Genomic DNA, 19,936 nt, shown 5'->3' with positions numbered 1-19,936 from the left:
TAAAATACCACTTTACGGGAAGCAGTGGGCCATGAGCGATAAGAAACGAACGCGCTGGCAGCGCCGTCCGGGAACGACAGGCGGTAAACTCCCCTGGCATGACTGGCGCAACGCCACCAGTTGGCGTAAAGCGACGCAGTTTCTGATGTTGGGGATCAATGGGTATATTGGCGTGACCTTTTATTACTGGGTGCGCTATTACGAAACCGGCGGAGCCAGCCTGTATCTGCCCCGCCCTGGCGGAATTGAAGGCTGGCTACCTATCGCCGGTCTGATGAATCTGCGCTACACGCTGGAAACCGGATTTCTGCCGCCAATTCATGCTGCCGCCATGCTGTTACTGGTGGCCTTTATGCTAACCAGCCTGCTGCTGAAAAAATCTTTCTGTTCGTGGCTGTGTCCTGTCGGTACGCTGTCGGAACTTATCGCCAATCTTGGGAAACGGCTCTTTGGCCGTCATTTCAGTCTTCCCCGGTTTCTGGATATTCCCTTGCGGGGACTAAAGTATCTTTTGCTGGTCTTTTTTCTCTCTATTTCGTTGTCGATGCCTGCGCAGGGTATACAGTATTTTCTGATGTCCGCCTACGGCATTATTATCGATGTCAAAATGCTCGATTTCTTTCGCCATATCGGCACGATAACGCTCCTCAGCGTCGCGCTGCTGGTGGTCCTGAGCTTATTTATTCGTCACGCCTGGTGTCGCTATCTGTGTCCTTACGGCGCATTGCTGGGGCTGTTATCTCTGCTTTCACCGTTCAAAATCCGCCGTAATGCCCGTCGCTGTATTGACTGTGGTAAATGCGCGAAAAACTGCCCGTCGCGTATTCCGGTAGATAAGCTGATCCAGGTGCGCACCGTGGAATGTACGGGCTGTATGACCTGCGTGGAGTCCTGCCCGGTCGCCCAGACCCTGAGTTTTTCTCTGCGCACGCCTGGTGGAGAGACAGGGAAACGGCACGGCGCGCTGTCCGGGGTGACGATGACGCTGCTGGTGTTAGGGATTATGTTCGCCAGCGTGGCGTTCGCGATGCTGGCAGGCGTGTGGGAAAGCCCGGTGCCAGAACATCTCTATTTTCGCCTGATTCCGCAGGCAGGCGCCATTGGGCATTAAATCCGAGCCGGATGAGGACGTCATCCGGCACGAAAGATTTATTCCGGCTTCTGGTCGTCGGCGATACCATCCTCGATAAAATCTTTATCCAGTTCTTCCGCGTTGCCTTCATGATCGCGCCCGGAAAGAATGTTCCAGCAGGCGATAAACAACGCGGCGACCAACGGACCAATCACAAAGCCGTTAATGCCGTAGATTTCCATGCCGCCCAGCGTGGTGATCAGGATCAGGTAGTCCGGCATCTTCGTGTCTTTGCCGACCAGAATCGGTCGCAGAATGTTATCCACCAGACCGACAATCACCATAAAGAAACCGACGATAAAAAAGCCCTGCCACAGCTGCTGCGTCGCAAACAGATAAATGGCCGCAGGCACCCAGACAATAGCAGAGCCTACCGCCGGAATAAGCGACAGGAACGCCATCAGCGCGCCCCATAAAATACTGCCTTCGATTCCGGCAATATAAAACGCAATCCCGCCCAGCGTCCCCTGCACTATCGCCACCACAACCGTACCTTTTACCGTCGCGCGGGAAACGCCGGCAAATTTCGCAAACAGATGCTGCTTCACAAAGTCTGACAGGGGAAGCGAATCGAGGATCTGACGCACCAGAAAAGGCCCGTCTTTTAGCAGGAAGAACAGCAGATACAGCATTACGCCGAAACTGATGGCAAAGCCAAAGGTTCCTTTGCCAATCAGAAACGCGCTACCTGCCAGATACTGGCCCCCTTTCAGGGCCACCTCAGAGAGTTTTTGTTGGATTTCCGCAGCGCTGTCGAGATTGTGATCGGCAAGAAACGTTCGCGCCCAGTCAGGCATATGGGCAAATAAACTCGCGATCACCTCCGGAAACTGGGCGTTATTATTCTGTAGCTTGACGTAAACGACGTTCAGTTCGAAGGCCAGCGAGGAGAGGATGAGTGTCAGCGGAATGAAGACGATCAGACAGATAATCCCCAGCGTCAGCAGTGACGCCAGACCATTGCGTTCTCCCAGCGCGACGCGCAATTTGTTCTTTATGGGATAAAAAATAACCGTAAGGATCGCAGCCCAAAGGATAGCGGAGAAGTACGGTGACAAAACATCGAAGAACGCCCATGTCACCATAACCAGCAGGAAAAGGAAAAATCCTTTTGTCAGTCCGTTAAAACGCATTAGTCAGTCCTGTAAACAAAACAACTCTTTGGACTATAGGTCTGATTGGGAATTTTACAATCCCGGAGAGCAGGAAAAATGCGGCAACAAAGGCGCCCCTTTCCATCGTGCGTTGCGGAAATGGCCACTCAAGAGCCAGAACAGGCATAATTATTACTCTCCCTCTGGCAAAACCACCCAATCTGTCATAATTTTAGGTGTTAATATTTTATAGCCAATAGTTCTCGCCGATATTTTTCTTGCCAGAATCATCTGAGGCGAGGTAAATCAGAACCAACAAAATATTACTGTCGGCATTTCTATTTTGCAGCTTACCGCTTCGCTTTATTTGATCAAAAAATGATCGCATTTTAATTAGTAACGTAAAGTTATGTATAGCTTTCAATAAGATTTTTACCGCTTACCTGCTGAATTAAAAAGAAAAATAAAAAGAGATAACAAAAACGATCGTTTTTCAAGGACTTACATCACCTTGAAACATAGTGAAACGTTGTTTACTTTTAGAAACAAGCCTACACCAGCCTATTTCAAATGATATCAAGAAGTGCGTAACTTAAAGGAGTTAAGTGTGAAGTGGACAGTAATTGACACAATTGCATGCCCTAATACTGGTATTGCGTTTTCCAGCATCGTCAGCCTAAAAATGCTCAAACTGGTAATTTGGTATGAGGGAGATGTCATTATTCCAGCCGGATCAACAATTGAACCTTTTGCAGAAGGCATAAAAATTGATGGAGAATATCATCCACTAAAAGTCTACAATATCACGACGCTTAAACTTTCTGTCTGGCGCGAAATGAAAGAGAAAATTAAATGTCCGGAAAGCAGTCGCGACGACGATGAACTCTGCCTTACCCCCTTCAAATGCGCACTCAAAGTTTGCCCTTACGGTAAAAAACGCCCACAACATTCATTGGTGTCCTGAAGGACTCTTTCAACAAGGATGTGCTTACGCGCGCGTCTGTTAGGTATAACGAGCAAGCATCGCTTCCGGGATGGGGCACAGCGCGGAGTCCACTCGATAGACGGGTTGCGATGCCTATTCGCCCGCGACGCAAAAGGTGACGCGTTTTTTATCGCCGACCAGTTTACCCTGTACTTCCATTCTGACGACTGGAGGTTTCCTGTGTGTGGACGCTTGCACAAGCTCAAACCTGTGAAGAGCATCTTGCCTACCAGGCAGACGAAGCCTGTCGTGACATAACATACGACCCGGTATAGCCGGAGAGTAACTCCGGCTGAATTTATCCGAAGTATCCAAAAAGACGAAGATCTCTGATTTAGCATTGCACTGATTTTGGACCAGGGTCACCGCAACAAAGCATATAGTTTGCTGTCATAGAGGTTACCGTTCTTATATGCTGCCTTTTTTAACACGCCCTCTAATTCAAAACCGTTTTTTTCAAGAAGCCTGCATGATCCCAAATTATGAGAAAAGACGGTCGCATATAATCGGATGATATTGCGATTCTGGAATGAAAGCTGCACCATCTGTTTTACAGCTTTTGTCATGATCCCTTTTCCCCAGTGATCTTCTCCAAGCCAGTATCCAAGTTCTGCGCTTTTCTCATACATATCACATCCTACTGTAATACCGATACCGCCCACCGCTTGACCGTCAATGACGATTGCAAGGTTGCGAGTTTTCTTTAAATCTTGCGTTTGGCAAAATTTAATAAAGCGCACAGCATCTTCTTCCGTATAGGGGTAGGGAAAGATATTTCTCAAATTTCGGGCAATGTTCCGGTTATTTGCATGATGTACCAGGTCGTGAACATAGTCTAAAGACCATTCTTTTAATTCCATAAATTTTCTCCTAAAGCTATAACAACCTTTCCAAACCAAGACCACTTATTAAACACCGATTCTTTTTACTCCCGGTCATTTTGCTAATCCAATCAACAAAACCACCATCGCCGATCTCAATTTGCTCGTTATCTTTTTGTACATAAATCTTAAAGTTGATTCCTTTGTAGTAGTTGTTGTTCTCACTTTTTAGATCAACAGAAACAGGAGTATCAGGAAACATCTCTTTTACAGCAGAGTACATTTCTTCAAAAAAGTCCTCATAGGCTGTATACCCAGTTCGCCGTCTTAGCACAATCGTCATTTTACGATGGTATCTTGTCTGTACTAAATGATCATAGAATTGAAGATGGTGCTTTAACAGCTCCTTTTCGCACAGATAAGAGCCCTTATCCTTTGCGGCGGATACAATGCAAAAAATCCCAAAATGTGCATATAAATTTTCGCCTTCCCACTTCTGACCTCTGACTACGCGTGACGTCGTCGCATAATGTGTACAGCGGGTATGGTCAATTTGGTTGTTCAATATATCATTGGAAAGCATGATTGCCAGAATATTAGACGGGTCGGAAAGCACCTCAACATTCCGTACCGCACTTAATACATTGTTTTGGTTTACACAGCCAAACACACTACAACTGCCAATCGGTGCAACCGGGGACAACAGTTTGTTTGTAATTCCGGCTTTTGATGTCATTGATAATAGTTCAAGCTCCAACTGGTGCAATTTAATCGGATCAAAGCTGCCGGGAGCAACAAAGCGATTTTCCCTGAAAACATGCAGGACTTTTTGTGGTGAGGATTTCGCTGTACTTAGTAAAAAAAGTTTCAATAAAAGAGAATTGAAGTCTGCTGTATTCAAAGAACATATTCTGTCGAAAATGTCCTGTACTTCTATTTTTTCTAATATTCTCTTGCAAATTTTGTCCATGAAAATCTCTCTTTTTTACAGCATAGTAAAAGTGTTTTTCAGCATAGTAAAAGTGGGAAATCCTATCAAGGTCAATTGACCCGACATTATAAATATGGCACACTTTTTTGGAGTTGTGTCATATCCTTAATCAAAAACGTGTTGTTACTATATGAAATTATCCCCTCGTTCTCACAAGTGCTGATAGCCCTATTCAAACTCCGAATGGGGGTGTTAATTTCCTTTGATAAATTTGCTTTTGTGAGATTTTGCAAAGTGTCTCGTCGATAATGCATCAGAATACTTCTCAAAAGTCTTTCTTTCACGGTAAGGCTTAGTATATGTTCTACCAATTCAGCGTTTATTATCAATTTATTTGCTAATTCTTTAATTAAAAATTTAGTAGCTTCAAAATCAGATTGTAACCATGACAGAAAGTCTGTTTTATAAAGACGTTTGGCAATACATGATGTAATGGCTGTAATTTCAACGGGTTTCCTTCCATCGTAGAATGGTTCTATTTCACCGAAAAAGCTTCCTTTTTCATACAAATGCAGAGTAGCAAATGTTCCGTGAGGACTTTGAATATACGCCTCAGCTGTGCCCTCCATCAGGAAATAAATGTAGTTATTCTCCCGCTCTGCAAATAATATTGTTTCATTGGGATTATATATTTTAGTTTCCAGCTTCTCTTTCATACGGTTAGGTATAATATCATAAAAGAACATTGCACTCTCCTCTTGTTATTCAAAACTATTACCATAAATATTGTTGTAGAGAAAACGCCTAAATTAACTTCAGGCAACCAATATTTTATTCGTACTTTAACTTTTTTCTTCTTCCAACACTAAGCTTTTCCAGAGTGTGCGGTTTATCGCTTTCGCCCACCTCACGTACCCAGACATATTCAGCCCGGCCAAAAATCTGTTGGCTGGCGCAAAATTGATTTGAATAACGGCACAGAAAGAATGCCCGAGACTGTCACCTGACGCGCTGGTGCTTTTCAACAACGATCGTGGTCAGTTCATCCGCAAGATATTTAATTACCGCTGGCTTAAGGCTGTACGTGCAGTACAAAGCGAACTGGGCCGTGAAGTGGATTACACGTTTCATGTTATTAAGGCAGAAGCTATTTCAGATTTTGAGGGTAGCAACAGGGATAAGCAGCTTTTCAGCGGTCACAAAACAGAAAGCCAGGTGCTCATCTACGACAGGAAGGTACAAATTAACCCGACGCTGAATCGTCCGGTTATTGAGGAAAAGTGAATGTTTATGCAAATGGAGGAGTGGGATATTCTTCGAGAATATTCTTTTTTTATTGTTCGCCCTGAAAAACAAAGGGGCTACCTTTCGGTAACCCCTTGTTTAATCTGGCGGAAGCGCAGAGATTCGAACTCTGGAACCCTTTCGGGTCGCCGGTTTTCAAGACCGGTGCCTTCAACCGCTCGGCCACACTTCCGGAATGAGGCGCACTATAAACATCCCGGTGCGCCGTGTAAAGCCCGAATGTGTTTGTTTGCCTGAAAAACAGTCAAAATGCTGTTAATCGACTGAAATAACAACACATTGACCATTTTAACAGCACAATCTTCAGCCTTTGAGCGTGCAGGCGCTTTATGACCGTGAAACCTGATGAAGATCAAATGAGTAAAGATGGGTAAAACCGCTATGTCATCGCCTGGGATTTCATTATCTTCTGTCATTAATTACATCTGTCATCATAAGAGAGTGACTCATGGATCGTATTGTTAGTTCTTCACATGACCGTACATCGCTACTCAGCACCCATAAAGTGTTGCGCAATACCTATTTTCTGCTGAGCCTGACGCTGGCGTTTTCTGCGATCACAGCGACAGCCAGTACCGTATTGATGCTACCTTCTCCGGGTCTGATTCTGACGCTGGTCGGTATGTATGGTCTGATGTTCCTGACGTATAAAACCGCGAACAAGCCAAGTGGTATTATCTCCGCGTTTGCCTTTACCGGCTTCCTTGGCTATATCCTTGGCCCGATTCTGAACGCTTACCTTTCCGCGGGGATGGGTGATGTGATCGGCATGGCGCTGGGCGGCACCGCACTGGTGTTCTTCTGCTGTTCAGCCTACGTACTGACTACGCGCAAAGATATGTCCTTCCTCGGCGGTATGCTGATGGCAGGTATTGTGGTGGTGCTGATCGGTATGGTTGCAAATATCTTCCTGCAACTGCCAGCGCTGCATCTGGCGATTAGCGCGGTATTTATCCTGATTTCTTCAGGCGCCATTCTGTTCGAAACCAGTAATATCATCCGTGGTGGTGAGACCAACTATATTCGTGCGACGGTTAGCCTCTACGTTTCGCTGTACAATATCTTTGTCAGCCTGCTCAGTATTCTGGGTTTCGCCAGCCGCGACTAAGCTGAGGGTATAAACACGAACGGAGAATGCTTGCGCATTCTCCGTTTTTTTATGCCTGATTCCCGCGACAGAGGTATGTCGGATAGAGGCGATCCTGGATTAACCAGACTGAAGGCGCCACTTCCGCAATGGTCAGATAATAACGCGCGTCGGCGTGCGCGAAACTTCCCCACTGCGCGTCCGGCGTGTCATCATTGTGCCGCCGCCAGGTCTTCGTATAGGTCAGTACAATGACGTTATTATCCTCTCTCGGCGTCCAGGTAAAATTCATGTCGCGATCGATAATCATGTCACGTCCACCAGCCTTCGCCGCACCTTTATAGGTGGTAAGCCCCGTACCGTCACGATGAAAATAAAACTGTGCAACCGCGTTCACCCTGACTTCACTCTCTTTGCCCTGGTTGCGGGTGAAATTAAACTCCGTTGTGCAGGCAATGACGTCATGGCTTCTCGACCACGACGGGTAAAAATATGTCGCCAGCGCGCCGCCAGTTTCGCGATGACCAACGGGCGCCCGTGATCGTTAATTAACCAGATACGGCAACGCTTCACGACGTTGCAGATCCATATCCTTAACGATCGTCTGGCGATGCGCGACATTGTCTGCCTGCTTACGAAAGCACCGCGTCGTTCAGCCTGTTGGCGTACTGAATTTGGCCTAACCGTCAGAGAACTCACGGTACTGTGTCTGCTCATTAAAGGCCTGCCTGTCCATCGCGTCGCCCGCGCGACGCAGATGTCCGAGAAGCAGGTTTCAACGCACAAATGCAATGCGCTAAAGAAGCTCAATGCCAGCAATCTGCTGCAATTACTCATCTGAGCAGTCTTATCGGCTGCGCGGATATTTGCTACACTGCGACCTGTTTTATGATAACGACAGACTGCTATGTTGATTTTTGAAGGCAACGAAATAGAAACCGATAGCGAAGGCTATTTGAAAGACACCACCCAGTGGAGCGAACCGCTGGCGACAGTCATTGCTGAAAACGAAGGCATTACCCTCTCGCCTGAACACTGGGAAGTGGTGCGTTTCGTCCGCGACTTTTACCTGGAATTTAATACCTCACCGGCCATTCGCATGCTGGTCAAAGCGATGGCGAATAAATTCGGCGAAGAAAAAGGCAACAGTCGCTACTTGTATCGCCTGTTTCCGAAAGGGCCGGCGAAGCAGGCTACCAAAATCGCCGGCCTGCCCAAACCGGTAAAATGCATTTAATAGCGAATACTGAATCCGGTGAGTTCTTCGCGCGAACGGTGCGGTTCACTTAGCACTCTGTCAACCCGGGCAGAGCGTGGACCGCCGTCTTTCAGCCACCTCATTAGTTTTTCAACCTGTTCGGCTTCGCCGCAAGCCACCACTTCTACACTGTCATCGTCCATGTTTTTCGCATAGCCGGTCACCCCCAGCCGCCGCGCTTCCTGCTGGGTGGTATAGCGAAACCCCACGCCCTGCACCCGGCCATGTACCCACGCGATTATGCAGACTCTCGACATTGCTCTTCTCCTTCTCTTGCCCGGGCGCGTTGCAAATCCACGAAAAACTCAGGACAATGGCGCCCATTTCTTTGAATCGACAGAATTGTAAATTATGAGTGTACGTTTAGTGTTAGCCAAAGGGCGCGAAAAATCTTTGCTTCGTCGCCATCCGTGGGTCTTTTCCGGTGCCGTTGCCCGAATGGAAGGTAAAGCCAGCCTCGGCGAAACCATCGATATTGTTGACCATCAGGGTAAATGGTTAGCCCGCGGCGCGTATTCTCCGGCGTCGCAGATCCGCGCGCGCGTCTGGACGTTCGACCCGTCTGAATCTGTCGATATCGCCTTCTTTACCCGTCGACTGCAACAGGCGCAGCAGTGGCGCGACTGGCTGGCCGAAAAAGATGGCCTTGACAGCTATCGTTTGATCGCCGGTGAATCCGATGGCTTGCCAGGCGTGACCATCGACCGCTTTGGCTCATTTCTGGTACTGCAATTACTGAGCGCTGGCGCTGAATATCAGCGTGCCGCATTGATTAGCGCGCTGCAAGCGCTGTACCCGGAATGTGCGATTTATGACCGTAGCGATGTCGCGGTACGTAAAAAAGAGGGAATGGAACTGACGCACGGCCCGGTAACCGGCGAGCTTCCGCCTGCCCTGTTGCCGATTGAAGAACACGGTATGAAACTGCTGGTGGATATTCAGGGCGGCCATAAAACCGGGTATTACCTGGACCAGCGCGACAGCCGACTGGCGACGCGGCGCTATGTGGAGGATCAGCGTGTTCTGAACTGTTTCTCTTATACCGGCGGTTTTGCCGTTTCTGCACTGATGGGCGGTTGCCGTCAGGTGATCAGCGTCGATACGTCACAGGAAGCACTGGACATTGCAAAGCAAAACGTGGAACTGAACAAACTGGATCTGCGCAAAGCTGAATTTGTCCGCGACGACGTTTTCAAACTGTTGCGAACCTATCGCGATCGCGGCGAGAAGTTTGATGTGATCGTGATGGATCCACCGAAGTTTGTCGAAAATAAAAGCCAACTGATGGGGGCCTGCCGGGGTTACAAAGACATCAATATGCTGGCAATTCAGTTACTGAATCCGGGTGGCGTACTGCTGACCTTCTCCTGTTCTGGCCTGATGACCACGGATTTATTTCAGAAAATCATCGCAGATGCGGCAATAGATGCTGGTCGTGATGTACAATTTATAGAGCAGTTCCGTCAGGCCGCCGATCATCCCGTGATCGCCACCTACCCGGAAGGGCTGTATCTGAAAGGGTTTGCCTGTCGCGTCATGTAACTTGAAAAGTGGAATGTTACCCTCATATAAAAGGTAATGATTTCCCGGGAGGTGACTATGATTGCCAGCAAATTCGGTATCGGCCAGCAGGTCCGCCATTCCCTGTTAGGTTATCTCGGAGTGGTCGTGGATATCGACCCGGTCTATTCGCTCGAAGAGCCGTCGCCTGATGAGCTGGCGGTTAACGACGAGCTTCGTGCCGCTCCGTGGTATCACGTGGTAATGGAAGATGATGACGGTCAGCCGGTGCATACCTATCTGGCCGAAGCGCAGTTAAGCAGCGAGACGCAGGATGAACATCCTGAGCAGCCATCCATGGATGAGCTTGCTCAAACCATCCGCAAGCAACTGCAGGCGCCTCGTCTGCGCAACTAAGATTGTAAGGCCCGACAGCGTTTCGCTATCGGGCCTTATGCTATACGTGCTTTGCCAGTCCCAGACGCGGGATCTCAATGGCCGGGCAACGATCCATCACGACCTTCATCCCGGCCTCTTGCGCCAGCACCGCGGCCTGCTCGTTAATCACGCCCAGTTGCATCCACAACGTTTTCGCGCCAATCGCGATGGCTTCCTGCGCAACGCCCCAGGCCGCTTCAGAGTTGCGAAACACATCGACCATATCCACCTTTTCCGGAACCTCCGCTAGCGTCGCGTAGCCCTGTTGACCAAGTAACGTTCTCCCTGCCACCTTTGGTGAAACGGGAATGACGTGATACCCCTTGTCGAGGAGATACTTCATTACCCGGTAGCTGGGACGGTCGGGTTTGTCGCTTGCCCCCACCAGCGCAATTGTGCGGGTAGAGTTCAAAATATCAGCAATATCACTCTCTTTCATCGTCTTTCTCCAGGCTGTTTAGCCAAGTGTACGACAATCCTGCCAACCCAACCACGTGCGCCATACGCAAGTATGAGAGCAAAAGTCGAAAATATGTCTATATGTTAGTGAACATGATTTTCGAAAAATCTTGATACATTCTTACCGGCGGTTTGTGGACAGGAGGATCTTATGAAAACCGGCACCGTGACTGTAATACTCGCCTTATGTTTGCCGGTAACCGTCCTCGCCACGACGCTTCGTCTGTCAAATGATATCGATCTGCTGGTACTGGACGGCAAAAAGGTCTCCAGTTCTCTGCTGCGCGGCGCAGACAGTATTCAACTGGACAATGGTCCTCATCAGATTGTTTTCCGGGTTGAGAAAACCCTGCGGTTTAACAACCAGGAAGAGCGGCTGTATATTTCCCCACCGCTGGTGATGAGCTTTGATACGCAACAGGTCGGTCAGGTTAATTTTCACCTGCCACGTCTGGAAAACGAACGCGACGCGGGCCATTTTGACGCCGCGCCGCGTCTGGAACTTCTGGACGGCGACGCCATGCCTATCCCGGTAAAACTCGATATTCTTTCCCTGACCACACGAACAAAAATCGTTGATTTTGAAGCCGAAACTGAGCGCTATAACAAAGCAGCGAAACCCGCGTCGCTGCGCCAGTTTGCCACGATGATGGCGGACGACAGCACGTTGCTTTCGGACGTTTCGGAGCTGGACACCGCTGTGCCGCAGTCGCAAACGCTCACCGAGCAACGGCTGAAATACTGGTTTCGTCAGGCCGATCCCCAAACCCGAAGCCGTTTTTTACGCTGGGCAGAAAAACAACCCTCTTCATGAGGTTGTTGTGCCGTGCGGCATTTTTTTTCTCTTTCTCTTGCAGCGTCAGTCACTTCCAGTACTCTGTAGCAAAGCCAACAACGGAATAAAAATATGGAACTGACAACCCGTACATTACCGGCGCGCAAACATATTGCGCTGGTCGCTCACGATCACTGCAAACAAATGCTGATGAACTGGGTGGAACGGCACCAGCCGCTGCTGGAAAAGCACGTTCTCTATGCCACCGGCACGACCGGGAACCTGATCCAGCGCGCAACAGGCCTGGACGTCAACGCAATGCTGAGCGGCCCAATGGGGGGCGATCAGCAGGTTGGCGCGCTGATCTCGGAAGGAAAAATTGATGTCCTGATCTTTTTCTGGGATCCGTTGAACGCGGTACCGCACGATCCGGACGTGAAAGCGCTGCTGCGTCTGGCGACTGTCTGGAATATTCCGGTCGCCACGAACGTCGCTACGGCGGATTTCATCATCCAGTCGCCTCACTTTAATGACGATATAGACGTCCTGATCCCGGACTACCCGCGCTATCTGGCGGAGCGTCTGAAGTAAACGGATTGAGGCGGCAACTGCCGCCTGATGTCAGGGCTTTCTGGCGACCGGCACATCAAGCGCTTTCAGGTCCGCAACAAAGCGTGACGGATTCTCTTTGTTATAAAGTAACCAGACGCGATGCCGTGCGCGCGTTAACGCAACGTAAAACAGGCGTCGCTCCTCGGCATCCGGGAAATCTTCCATCTGCGGCAGCAGCGCTTCTTCCATGATCGATTCCCGCGCCGGAGCCGGAAATCCATCGCTGCCCTCCTGCAAACCCACGACGATAACGTAATCTGCCTGCTGACCTTTACTGGCGTGGACAGTCATAAAATCAAGCTGCAGCTTCGGCCAGCGGGTCGCCGCTTTCTCCAGACTTTCCGGCCTGAGATGATGATAACGCGCCAGCACGAGGATCCGTTCATCCGCTTTTGCATAGCCGGAAAGCTTATCCAGCAGCGCGTCAAGCTGGGTTTCATCCAGCAGCGTCACCGCCTTTTTATCCCCTGTTGTCAGACTGTTCAACGGTTTGTTTAGCTGATGGGGATTCTGCTGGATAAAACGGTTCGCGACTTCGCCTATCCGGTTGTTGAAGCGATACGTAGTGTCTAGATCGCAGCGGTCTCCTTCGCCGAAGGTTTGATGGAAAGCGGTGGTTAATGAAAGCTGAGCGCCGCTGAATCGGTAAATAGCCTGCCAGTCATCGCCGACGGCAAACAGGGTGGTATGGCTGTTTTGCTTACGCAAGGCGGCCAGCAACGCCGCACGCTGTGGAGAGATATCCTGAAACTCATCCACCAGTATGTGCTTCCACGGGCTGATGAAGCGCCCTTTCTCCAGAATCACTATCGCCTGATGGATGAGTCCGGAAAAATCAACCGCGTTTTCAGCTTTCAGCGCGCTCTTCCAGGCCTTCAGCAACGGCGCCATCAATTTGATACGCTTGCTGAACAGATCGCGGATCTCCTCGGGTACACTGGCGATCATTTCCGCCTGAGCGCCGCCGTGCATGCGCATCAGGCTGACCCAGCGATCCAGACGTGGCGCCAGACGGCGCTGTAACGTCTTATCATCCCAGAAGTTTCCTTCGGCCACCGTCCACTGCATTTCCTCTTCCAGCCACTGTCGCCAGCCCTTCGCCTGCGCCTTTTTCTCGCTGCACTGCTGACGCCACGTATTGATAAACAGCGTATTTCGCGCCGCGGCGTCATTTTCCAGTTTGCTGATGGTTGGCACTTTTTTACTGCCCTGCTGAATAATATGCAGCGCAAGGGCATGAAATGTGCGTGCGGTAATCTCATCGGTATGCAGACGCTCGCGGATACGCTCATCCATCTCCTGCGCCGCTTTACGCCCAAACGCCAAGAGCAGAATTTGCTCAGCGGCCGCGTCACCTCGCGCGAGCAGCCAGCCCGCCCGCGCCACCAGCACGGAGGTTTTACCGCTTCCCGCACCGGCCAGCACCAGCAGAGACTGTTCGCCATTTACCACCGCCCGCGCCTGAGCCGGATTTAACGGCGAGGATTCCACCTGCTGAAAGAACGCCGCATGTTCGCTCAGCATCGTTTCGGTATAAGCCTGGTTATGCCGCAGACGACAACCTTCGATATCATTAAGCCATGCCTGGCACTGCTGCAGCGCCTCGCGACAGTTATCGAACGCGTCAAGTCGGCTGACGGGCAACGGCAAGGCGGCAAACGCGCGCAGGATCTGCTGTCGTAAACCGGCGGTCTGCTCACGCGTTAGCCAGGCGTTTTGCCCCGTACGCGCGGCGATAGAGGCAAGCTGTTCCTGAAGTACACCTGCGGCAACTTCACTCATCTCCTGGCTCCACTGCTGCCAGCGGGCATTGAGGTGATGGTGAAAACGCTGGGTTTCCGCCCATTCGGTTCCGTGTAGACGCACCACTTTTTCATCCGGGAGAACAAATTCCAGTTCACCCCACACCAGACCGCGCTTACAGTGAATAGCCATTAACTGATTGAACGGAATAAGGTATTCATGGCGATCGCCCGACACTTTTATCCCGGCATTAAGAATCACCGCCCGATCGTAGGGGTGTTGCGCCAGACGTTTTCCCAAAGAAGTTGCTTTCAGTTCCATGACTCAGTCGATCCAGACAAAGAGGATTTCTTCTCAGTGTAACCGCCAGAGAATACGTGCTCCAGCCCAAAAAAACGTTACAATTGCCGACAATAACCAAAAACCAGAAGCAACCGAGGGTTTATGCGTACCGTTCTGAATATTTTGAATTTTGTGTTGGGTGGTTTTGCGACAACGCTGGCCTGGTTACTGGCGACGCTGGTCAGTATCGTTCTGATCTTCACTCTGCCCCTGACTCGTTCATGCTGGGAAATTACGAAACTGTCGCTGCTGCCTTATGGCAACGAAGCGATTCATGTTGATGAACTGAATCCGGCGGGCAAAAGCGCGCTGATGAATACCGGCGGGACGCTGTTGAATATTTTCTGGCTGGTTTGCTTTGGCTGGTGGCTGTGTCTGATGCACATCGCTTCCGGTATCGCCCAGTGCATCACCCTCATCGGTATCCCGGTTGGGATCGCAAACTTTAAAATTGCCGCTATTGCTCTGTGGCCGGTAGGACGGCGTGTTGTCTCGGTGGAAACCGCGCAGGCTGCGCGTGAAGCCAACGCGCGTCGCCGTTTTGAGTAATCAGGACTGAAAGCCGTTATGTTGAGTCCCCTGCTTCGCCGTTATACCTGGAACAGCACCTGGCTGTATTACGTGCGGATTTTTATCGCCCTGTGCGGCACGACCGCCCTTCCCTGGTGGCTGGGCGATGTTAAGCTGACTATCCCGTTGACTCTGGGGATGGTTGCCGCCGCGCTGACCGATCTCGACGATCGGCTTGCCGGGCGGTTGCGCAATCTGATCATCACGTTAATTTGTTTTTTCATTGCTTCCGCTTCAGTAGAACTGCTGTTTCCTTATCCCTGGCTGTTTGCTATTGGCCTGACGCTGTCGACCAGCGGGTTTATTCTGCTCGGCGGGCTTGGCCAGCGCTACGCCACAATTGCCTTTGGCGCGCTCCTGATCGCCATTTACACCATGCTGGGAACGTCGTTGTATGCCGACTGGTATCAGCAGCCCGTTCTGCTGCTAGCGGGCGCTATCTGGTACAACGGGCTGACGCTCATTGGCCATCTCCTGTTTCCCATTCGCCCCCTGCAGGATAACCTGGCGCGTAGCTACGAGCAGTTAGCACACTATCTGGAACTGAAATCGCGACTGTTTGACCCGGACATAGAAGATGAAAGCCAGGCGCCGTTATACGACCTTGCGCTGGCTAACGGCCAACTGATGGCGACGCTGAACCAGACTAAAGTCTCCCTGCTGAGTCGACTGCGCGGCGATCGCGGCCAGCGGGGAACGCGCCGTACTTTGCATTATTACTTCGTGGCTCAGGATATCCACGAACGCGCGAGTTCATCGCACATTCAGTATCAGACGCTGCGTGAGCATTTTCGCCACAGTGACGTCATGTTCCGCTTCCAGCGTCTGATGTCGATGCAGGGCCAGGCCTGCCTGCAGTTGTCACGCTCAATTTTGCTGCGTACGCCGTATCAGCACGACCCGCATTTTGAACGCGCCTTCACCCACCTGGATGCCGCGCTTGAGCGGATGCGCTCCAGCGGCGCGTCGGCTGATTTGCTGAAAACGCTGGGCTTTTTGCTGGCGAACCTGCGAGCTATTGATGCGCAACTGGCGACCATAGAATCAGAGCAGGCGCAGGCCATGCCGCGCGCGGAAACAGAAAATCAGCTCGCCGATGACAGTCCGCACGGACTCAGCGATGTCTGGTTGCGCCTGAGCCGCAACTTCACGCCGGAATCCGCCCTGTTCCGCCATGCGGTGAGGATGTCGTTAGTGCTCTGCGTCGGTTACGCCATTATTCAGGTCACCGGTATGCATCATGGCTACTGGATCCTGTTGACCAGCCTGTTCGTTTGTCAGCCCAACTATAATGCGACCCGACACCGTCTGGCCTTGAGGATTATCGGTACGCTGGTCGGGGTGGCTATTGGCATTCCTGTCCTGTGGTTTGTGCCTTCGCTGGAAGGGCAACTTATCTTACTGGTCATCACCGGCGTCCTGTTTTTTGCCTTCCGTAACGTACAGTACGCCCACGCCACGATGTTTATTACCCTGCTGGTGCTGTTGTGCTTTAATCTGCTTGGCGAAGGTTTCGAGGTCGCGCTGCCGAGGGTCATAGACACGCTGATCGGTTGCGCCATCGCCTGGGCGGCGGTCAGCTTTATCTGGCCGGACTGGCGTTTTCGCAACCTGCCGCGGGTATTACAACGCGCAACCGATGCCAACTGCCGCTATCTTGACGCGATTCTTGAGCAATATCATCAGGGGCGCGACAATCGCCTGGCCTATCGCATTGCGCGACGAGATGCGCATAATCGCGATGCCGAACTGGCTTCCGTGGTGTCGAATATGTCGAGCGAACCGGACGTAACCGCCCAAACGCGTGAGGCAGCGTTCCGTTTACTCTGCCTCAACCATACGTTCACCAGCTACATTTCCGCGCTGGGGGCGCATCGTGAGCAACTGACCAACCCCGAGGTGCTGGCATTACTGGATGACGCCGTGTGCTACGTTGATGATGCCTTACATCATCTCCCGGCTGATGAACAGCGCGTACAGCTGGCGTTGGCCGAACTCAAACACCGTATCCAGCAGCTTGAACCGCGTCCGGACAGCAAAGAGCCTCTGGTGGTTCAGCAGGTAGGATTGCTGGTGACGCTGCTGCCGGAAATTGGCCGATTGCAGCGCCAGATCACTCAATCTTCACCGGAAACAGCGGCTCCTTTGTCAGCGTCTTAACCCACGCCGCAAGCTCCTGGCGACGCGTCGCCGGGAGTGCCGCTTCATGAATGCCATAAATTGCCCCTTCCAGAATGTAGAGGATTTTGTCGGTAATCGACTTGTTGATTTGTCTTAACCGAAGCCAGCACATTTTGGCGCCCAAAACACGGAGCGTACTGACATCATAAACGCCCGCTTCGTTAAGCAGACTCTCAAGATGAAAGGTCATATTTGGCAGATCCTTGAGTCGTTGCGTTGCCCCCCGCAGGTGTTTTTCTTTCAACGCCGCATCCAGGGAATATTTCGACAAGCGGATGAGTTTTTGCTGATCGCGCCAGAGACTTTCATCAACCTGATAGTAATTGAGCATGACGGGGCGTCCGCGCTTCATAAAGGTCAGCCAGACAGGTGAGTGCTTTACGCAGTACTGTACGCTTTGTTCACAGGCACGGAGATAAAGCTCGCCATCGGCGACCATGGCAAACACCGTGTCGTTGATGGTCAGGCTGTAGCTGCCAAACAGCGATCGATAACGGACAGTCCCCAGAGAAGATAAATATTCCTGTGATTTATTGATCCTGTCATAGGAGTGTACTTTCATAAAATTCCCTTTTAAATCATAAACTAAATAAATGATTTGCCGTCACGGATCCGTTAACGACGAAAATAGGCAACTTATTCTCAGGGGGCAAGTTGTATTTCGTTTTTACCGCAACGATGAATAAAAATTGCGAGTTTGTTTCCGAAAATAAAGTTGATCTTTCACGGCATCAGGGTTACTGTACATCCATACAGTAACTCACAGGGCTGGATTGATTATGTACACTTCAGGCTACGCAAATCGTTCTTCGTCATTCTCCTCAACAGCGAACAAAATGGCGCGCGTTTCAACCGAGAAAGCCACTGCCGGGCTTATCAGTGAAGTGGTCTATCGTGAAGACCAGCCCATGATGACGCAGTTACTGCTGTTACCGCTTCTTCAGCAGTTAGGGCAGCAGTCTCGCTGGCAGCTGTGGCTGACGCCGCAGCAAAAATTGAGCCGCGAATGGGTTCAGTCGGCCGGGTTGCCGCTCTCTAAGGTCATGCAGATTCGTCAGCTCTCTCCCTGCCACACGCTGGAATCGATGGTTCGCGCATTACGCACAGGCAACTACAGCGTGGTCATTGGCTGGCTGGCCGACGAGTTAACGGAAGAGGAGCATGCCGAATTGGTTAAAGCCGCTGATGAAGGAAATGCGATGGGGTTTATCATGCGCCCGGTTAGCGCGCATACCCATCCGACGAGACACCAAACTGGGCTAAAAATTCATTCAAATTTGTATCACTGAGTAAAATTAGGATTTATCCTGGAATTTTTTTTCGCCTTGTCCACTTTTTTTAAGGCGTATTGAATTTTTTGCGCGAACGCTTGTCGGAAGCGGTTTCCGCGTATTTTTCCTCGTAATTTCGACATCCAAAATGTTAAATATTTTGTATACAAGCGTTTTTTTTTCATATGCCTGACGGAGTTCACACTTGTAAGTTTCCAACTACGTTGTAGACTTTACATCGCCAGGGGTGCTCGGCATAAGCCGCAGATATCGGTAGAGTAACTATTGAGCAAGGCCCCCGGTGAAGGATTTAACCGTGTTATCTCGTTGGAGATATTCATGGCGTATTTTGGATGATAACGAGGCGCAAAAAATGAAAAAGACAGCTATCGCGATTGCAGTGGCACTGGCTGGTTTCGCTACCGTAGCGCAGGCCGCTCCGAAAGATAACACCTGGTACACTGGTGCTAAACTGGGCTGGTCTCAGTACCACGACACTGGTTTCATCAACAACAATGGCCCGACCCACGAAAACCAACTGGGCGCAGGTGCTTTTGGTGGTTATCAGGTTAACCCGTATGTTGGCTTTGAAATGGGTTACGACTGGTTAGGTCGTATGCCGTACAAAGGCGACAACATCAACGGCGCTTACAAAGCTCAGGGCGTTCAGCTGACCGCTAAACTGGGTTACCCAATCACTGACGATCTGGACATCTACACTCGTCTGGGTGGTATGGTATGGCGTGCAGACACCAAGGCTAACGTACCTGGTGGCGCATCCTTCAAAGATCACGACACGGGTGTTTCCCCAGTATTCGCAGGTGGTATCGAGTGGGCTATGACTCGCGACATCGCTACCCGTCTGGAATACCAGTGGACCAACAACATCGGTGACGCTAACACCATCGGTACTCGTCCAGACAACGGTCTGCTGAGCGTGGGTGTTTCTTACCGTTTCGGTCAGCAGGAAGAAGCTGCGCCGATCGCTCCGGCACCGGCTCCGGCTCCAGAAGTACAGACCAAGCACTTCACTCTGAAGTCTGACGTTCTGTTCAACTTCAACAAAGCTACCCTGAAACCAGAAGGCCAGCAGGCTCTGGATCAGATGTACAGCCAACTGAGCAACCTGGATCCGAAAGACGGTTCCGTAGTGGTTCTGGGCTTCACTGACCGTATCGGTTCTGACGCTTACAACCAGGGTCTGTCCGAGAAACGTGCTCAGTCTGTTGTTGATTACCTGATCTCTAAAGGTATCCCGGCTGACAAAATCTCCGCACGTGGTATGGGCGAATCCAACCCGGTTACTGGCAACACCTGTGACAACGTGAAAGCTCGCGCTGCCCTGATCGACTGCCTGGCCCCGGATCGTCGCGTTGAGATCGAAGTTAAAGGCGTTAAAGACGTTGTAACTCAGCCTCAGGCTTAAGTTTCC

23 protein-coding genes, 1 tRNA gene and 1 pseudogene are annotated in these 19,936 nt (G+C 50.7%); 14 read left to right on the top strand and 11 right to left on the bottom strand.

All coding sequences use genetic code 11. The features are described from left to right. Nucleotides 1-31 precede the first annotated feature (31 nt). A complete protein-coding gene (locus OOJ60_RS02500; protein WP_205611881.1) occupies nucleotides 32-1,111 on the top strand; it encodes a 4Fe-4S binding protein in 1,080 nt (359 codons plus the stop codon). Nucleotides 1,112-1,149: 38 nt separating this feature from the next. Here OOJ60_RS02500 and OOJ60_RS02495 read toward each other — a convergent pair whose 3' ends face one another. After that, a complete protein-coding gene (locus OOJ60_RS02495; RefSeq protein WP_205611880.1) occupies nucleotides 1,150-2,265 on the bottom strand; it encodes an AI-2E family transporter in 1,116 nt (371 codons plus the stop codon). A gap of 568 nt (nucleotides 2,266-2,833) precedes the next feature. Here OOJ60_RS02495 and iraM point away from each other — a divergent pair. Further along, on the top strand, nucleotides 2,834-3,190 hold the full coding sequence (gene iraM / locus OOJ60_RS02490) for an anti-adapter protein IraM (protein WP_205611879.1): 357 nt from the start codon (nucleotides 2,834-2,836) through the stop codon (nucleotides 3,188-3,190). A 383-nt stretch (nucleotides 3,191-3,573) separates the two neighbouring features. Here iraM and OOJ60_RS02485 read toward each other — a convergent pair whose 3' ends face one another. From OOJ60_RS02485 to OOJ60_RS02475, 3 genes are all read right to left on the bottom strand, one after another. After that, nucleotides 3,574-4,071 (bottom strand): GNAT family N-acetyltransferase, encoded by a 498-nt coding sequence (locus tag OOJ60_RS02485; RefSeq protein ID WP_205611878.1) that lies wholly within the window; start codon nucleotides 4,069-4,071, stop codon nucleotides 3,574-3,576. Nucleotides 4,072-4,087: 16 nt separating this feature from the next. After that, entirely contained in the window at nucleotides 4,088-5,002 is a 915-nt protein-coding gene (locus tag OOJ60_RS02480) for a hypothetical protein (protein WP_205611877.1), read from the bottom strand. Nucleotides 5,003-5,088: 86 nt separating this feature from the next. Further along, nucleotides 5,089-5,709, bottom strand: coding sequence for a Crp/Fnr family transcriptional regulator (locus OOJ60_RS02475; RefSeq protein ID WP_042287957.1), 621 nt, complete (start codon nucleotides 5,707-5,709; stop codon nucleotides 5,089-5,091). Between the two features lie 226 nt (nucleotides 5,710-5,935). On the opposite strand from OOJ60_RS02475, the pseudogene OOJ60_RS02470 reads away from it, so the two are divergent. Continuing rightward, nucleotides 5,936-6,247, top strand: a pseudogene (locus OOJ60_RS02470) (tyrosine-type recombinase/integrase); the annotation flags it as partial. Nucleotides 6,248-6,352: 105 nt separating this feature from the next. Here the strand turns inward: OOJ60_RS02470 and OOJ60_RS02465 are convergent. Further along, nucleotides 6,353-6,440, bottom strand: a tRNA-Ser gene (locus OOJ60_RS02465). A 13-nt stretch (nucleotides 6,441-6,453) separates the two neighbouring features. After that, nucleotides 6,454-6,684, bottom strand: coding sequence for a hypothetical protein (locus OOJ60_RS02460; RefSeq protein ID WP_205611876.1), 231 nt, complete (start codon nucleotides 6,682-6,684; stop codon nucleotides 6,454-6,456). A 32-nt stretch (nucleotides 6,685-6,716) separates the two neighbouring features. Here OOJ60_RS02460 and yccA point away from each other — a divergent pair, with 32 nt between their 5' ends. After that, the gene (yccA, locus tag OOJ60_RS02455) at nucleotides 6,717-7,376 is read left to right on the top strand and encodes an FtsH protease modulator YccA (protein WP_012905355.1); all 660 of its coding nucleotides are present in this window, start codon (nucleotides 6,717-6,719) and stop codon (nucleotides 7,374-7,376) included. A gap of 49 nt (nucleotides 7,377-7,425) precedes the next feature. Here yccA and OOJ60_RS02450 read toward each other — a convergent pair whose 3' ends face one another. Continuing rightward, a complete protein-coding gene (locus OOJ60_RS02450; RefSeq protein ID WP_233470868.1) occupies nucleotides 7,426-7,752 on the bottom strand; it encodes a hypothetical protein in 327 nt (108 codons plus the stop codon). 180 nt (nucleotides 7,753-7,932) lie between these two features. On the opposite strand from OOJ60_RS02450, the gene OOJ60_RS02445 reads away from it, so the two are divergent. Together OOJ60_RS02445 and tusE are read left to right on the top strand one after the other, a co-directional pair. Beyond that, the gene (locus OOJ60_RS02445; protein WP_205611875.1) at nucleotides 7,933-8,196 is read left to right on the top strand and encodes a helix-turn-helix domain-containing protein; all 264 of its coding nucleotides are present in this window, start codon (nucleotides 7,933-7,935) and stop codon (nucleotides 8,194-8,196) included. Nucleotides 8,197-8,262: 66 nt separating this feature from the next. Beyond that, nucleotides 8,263-8,592, top strand: a complete 330-nt coding sequence (tusE, locus tag OOJ60_RS02440; RefSeq protein ID WP_181821550.1) for a sulfurtransferase TusE — start codon at nucleotides 8,263-8,265, stop codon at nucleotides 8,590-8,592. Here tusE and yccX read toward each other — a convergent pair. Further along, nucleotides 8,589-8,870: an acylphosphatase gene (gene yccX, locus OOJ60_RS02435; protein WP_205611874.1), complete on the bottom strand. Its 282-nt coding sequence runs from the start codon at nucleotides 8,868-8,870 to the stop codon at nucleotides 8,589-8,591. The two genes, tusE and yccX, sit on opposite strands and share 4 nt — an antisense overlap. Nucleotides 8,871-8,964: 94 nt before the next feature. On the opposite strand from yccX, the gene rlmI reads away from it, so the two are divergent. Continuing rightward, entirely contained in the window at nucleotides 8,965-10,155 is a 1,191-nt protein-coding gene (gene rlmI, locus OOJ60_RS02430) for a 23S rRNA (cytosine(1962)-C(5))-methyltransferase RlmI (RefSeq protein WP_042287985.1), read from the top strand. Between the two features lie 57 nt (nucleotides 10,156-10,212). Beyond that, nucleotides 10,213-10,530, top strand: a complete 318-nt coding sequence (hspQ, locus tag OOJ60_RS02425; protein WP_042287987.1) for a heat shock protein HspQ — start codon at nucleotides 10,213-10,215, stop codon at nucleotides 10,528-10,530. Nucleotides 10,531-10,570: 40 nt separating this feature from the next. Here hspQ and OOJ60_RS02420 read toward each other — a convergent pair whose 3' ends face one another. Next, nucleotides 10,571-10,990 (bottom strand): CoA-binding protein, encoded by a 420-nt coding sequence (locus OOJ60_RS02420; protein WP_205611873.1) that lies wholly within the window; start codon nucleotides 10,988-10,990, stop codon nucleotides 10,571-10,573. 171 nt (nucleotides 10,991-11,161) lie between these two features. Between OOJ60_RS02420 and csgI the strand changes: the two genes are divergently transcribed. Together csgI and mgsA are read left to right on the top strand one after the other, a co-directional pair. Then, nucleotides 11,162-11,824, top strand: coding sequence for a curli synthesis inhibitor (gene csgI, locus OOJ60_RS02415; RefSeq protein WP_205611872.1), 663 nt, complete (start codon nucleotides 11,162-11,164; stop codon nucleotides 11,822-11,824). A gap of 93 nt (nucleotides 11,825-11,917) precedes the next feature. Continuing rightward, nucleotides 11,918-12,376: a methylglyoxal synthase gene (mgsA, locus tag OOJ60_RS02410; RefSeq protein ID WP_042287996.1), complete on the top strand. Its 459-nt coding sequence runs from the start codon at nucleotides 11,918-11,920 to the stop codon at nucleotides 12,374-12,376. Between the two features lie 30 nt (nucleotides 12,377-12,406). On the opposite strand, the gene helD is transcribed toward mgsA, so the two are convergent. Next, nucleotides 12,407-14,461 carry a DNA helicase IV gene (gene helD / locus OOJ60_RS02405; RefSeq protein WP_205611871.1) on the bottom strand — a complete coding sequence of 685 codons (2,055 nt, stop codon included), beginning with the start codon at nucleotides 14,459-14,461 and terminating at the stop codon, nucleotides 12,407-12,409. Between the two features lie 123 nt (nucleotides 14,462-14,584). Between helD and OOJ60_RS02400 the strand changes: the two genes are divergently transcribed. Continuing rightward, a complete protein-coding gene (locus OOJ60_RS02400; RefSeq protein WP_042288001.1) occupies nucleotides 14,585-15,031 on the top strand; it encodes a YccF domain-containing protein in 447 nt (148 codons plus the stop codon). 18 nt (nucleotides 15,032-15,049) lie between these two features. Continuing rightward, the gene (gene yccS / locus OOJ60_RS02395) at nucleotides 15,050-17,212 is read left to right on the top strand and encodes a YccS family putative transporter (RefSeq protein WP_205611870.1); all 2,163 of its coding nucleotides are present in this window, start codon (nucleotides 15,050-15,052) and stop codon (nucleotides 17,210-17,212) included. Here yccS and OOJ60_RS02390 read toward each other — a convergent pair. Then, entirely contained in the window at nucleotides 17,166-17,795 is a 630-nt protein-coding gene (locus tag OOJ60_RS02390) for a TfoX/Sxy family DNA transformation protein (RefSeq protein ID WP_042288007.1), read from the bottom strand. The two genes, yccS and OOJ60_RS02390, sit on opposite strands and share 47 nt — an antisense overlap. Nucleotides 17,796-18,012: 217 nt before the next feature. Here OOJ60_RS02390 and sulA point away from each other — a divergent pair, with 217 nt between their 5' ends. After that, nucleotides 18,013-18,522: an SOS-induced cell division inhibitor SulA gene (gene sulA / locus OOJ60_RS02385; protein WP_042288011.1), complete on the top strand. Its 510-nt coding sequence runs from the start codon at nucleotides 18,013-18,015 to the stop codon at nucleotides 18,520-18,522. Between the two features lie 355 nt (nucleotides 18,523-18,877). Next, on the top strand, nucleotides 18,878-19,930 hold the full coding sequence (gene ompA, locus OOJ60_RS02380; protein WP_042288222.1) for a porin OmpA: 1,053 nt from the start codon (nucleotides 18,878-18,880) through the stop codon (nucleotides 19,928-19,930). Nucleotides 19,931-19,936 lie beyond the last annotated feature (6 nt).

Origin of the sequence: Citrobacter sp. R4, assembly GCF_026719175.1 — a bacterium.
GTDB classification, from domain to species: Bacteria; Pseudomonadota; Gammaproteobacteria; order Enterobacterales; family Enterobacteriaceae; genus Citrobacter_A; species Citrobacter_A sedlakii.
The sequence above is the reverse complement of the archived record's forward strand: the minus strand, read 5'-3'. Positions and strand labels throughout refer to the sequence as shown.

Coding starts and splice junctions, on each gene's coding strand:
- mgsA (WP_042287996.1), top strand. CDS start 11,918: ATGGAACTGACAACCCGTACATTACCGGCGCGCAAACATATTGCGCTG.
- OOJ60_RS02485 (WP_205611878.1), bottom strand. CDS start 4,071: ATGGAATTAAAAGAATGGTCTTTAGACTATGTTCACGACCTGGTACAT.
- hspQ (WP_042287987.1), top strand. CDS start 10,213: ATGATTGCCAGCAAATTCGGTATCGGCCAGCAGGTCCGCCATTCCCTG.
- rlmI (WP_042287985.1), top strand. CDS start 8,965: ATGAGTGTACGTTTAGTGTTAGCCAAAGGGCGCGAAAAATCTTTGCTT.
- helD (WP_205611871.1), bottom strand. CDS start 14,461: ATGGAACTGAAAGCAACTTCTTTGGGAAAACGTCTGGCGCAACACCCC.
- OOJ60_RS02460 (WP_205611876.1), bottom strand. CDS start 6,684: ATGACAGAAGATAATGAAATCCCAGGCGATGACATAGCGGTTTTACCC.
- OOJ60_RS02480 (WP_205611877.1), bottom strand. CDS start 5,002: ATGGACAAAATTTGCAAGAGAATATTAGAAAAAATAGAAGTACAGGAC.
- OOJ60_RS02420 (WP_205611873.1), bottom strand. CDS start 10,990: ATGAAAGAGAGTGATATTGCTGATATTTTGAACTCTACCCGCACAATT.
- sulA (WP_042288011.1), top strand. CDS start 18,013: ATGTACACTTCAGGCTACGCAAATCGTTCTTCGTCATTCTCCTCAACA.
- csgI (WP_205611872.1), top strand. CDS start 11,162: ATGAAAACCGGCACCGTGACTGTAATACTCGCCTTATGTTTGCCGGTA.
- OOJ60_RS02500 (WP_205611881.1), top strand. CDS start 32: ATGAGCGATAAGAAACGAACGCGCTGGCAGCGCCGTCCGGGAACGACA.
- OOJ60_RS02475 (WP_042287957.1), bottom strand. CDS start 5,709: ATGTTCTTTTATGATATTATACCTAACCGTATGAAAGAGAAGCTGGAA.
- ompA (WP_042288222.1), top strand. CDS start 18,878: ATGAAAAAGACAGCTATCGCGATTGCAGTGGCACTGGCTGGTTTCGCT.
- yccA (WP_012905355.1), top strand. CDS start 6,717: ATGGATCGTATTGTTAGTTCTTCACATGACCGTACATCGCTACTCAGC.
- tusE (WP_181821550.1), top strand. CDS start 8,263: ATGTTGATTTTTGAAGGCAACGAAATAGAAACCGATAGCGAAGGCTAT.
- OOJ60_RS02400 (WP_042288001.1), top strand. CDS start 14,585: ATGCGTACCGTTCTGAATATTTTGAATTTTGTGTTGGGTGGTTTTGCG.
- yccS (WP_205611870.1), top strand. CDS start 15,050: ATGTTGAGTCCCCTGCTTCGCCGTTATACCTGGAACAGCACCTGGCTG.
- OOJ60_RS02390 (WP_042288007.1), bottom strand. CDS start 17,795: ATGAAAGTACACTCCTATGACAGGATCAATAAATCACAGGAATATTTA.
- yccX (WP_205611874.1), bottom strand. CDS start 8,870: ATGTCGAGAGTCTGCATAATCGCGTGGGTACATGGCCGGGTGCAGGGC.
- OOJ60_RS02495 (WP_205611880.1), bottom strand. CDS start 2,265: ATGCGTTTTAACGGACTGACAAAAGGATTTTTCCTTTTCCTGCTGGTT.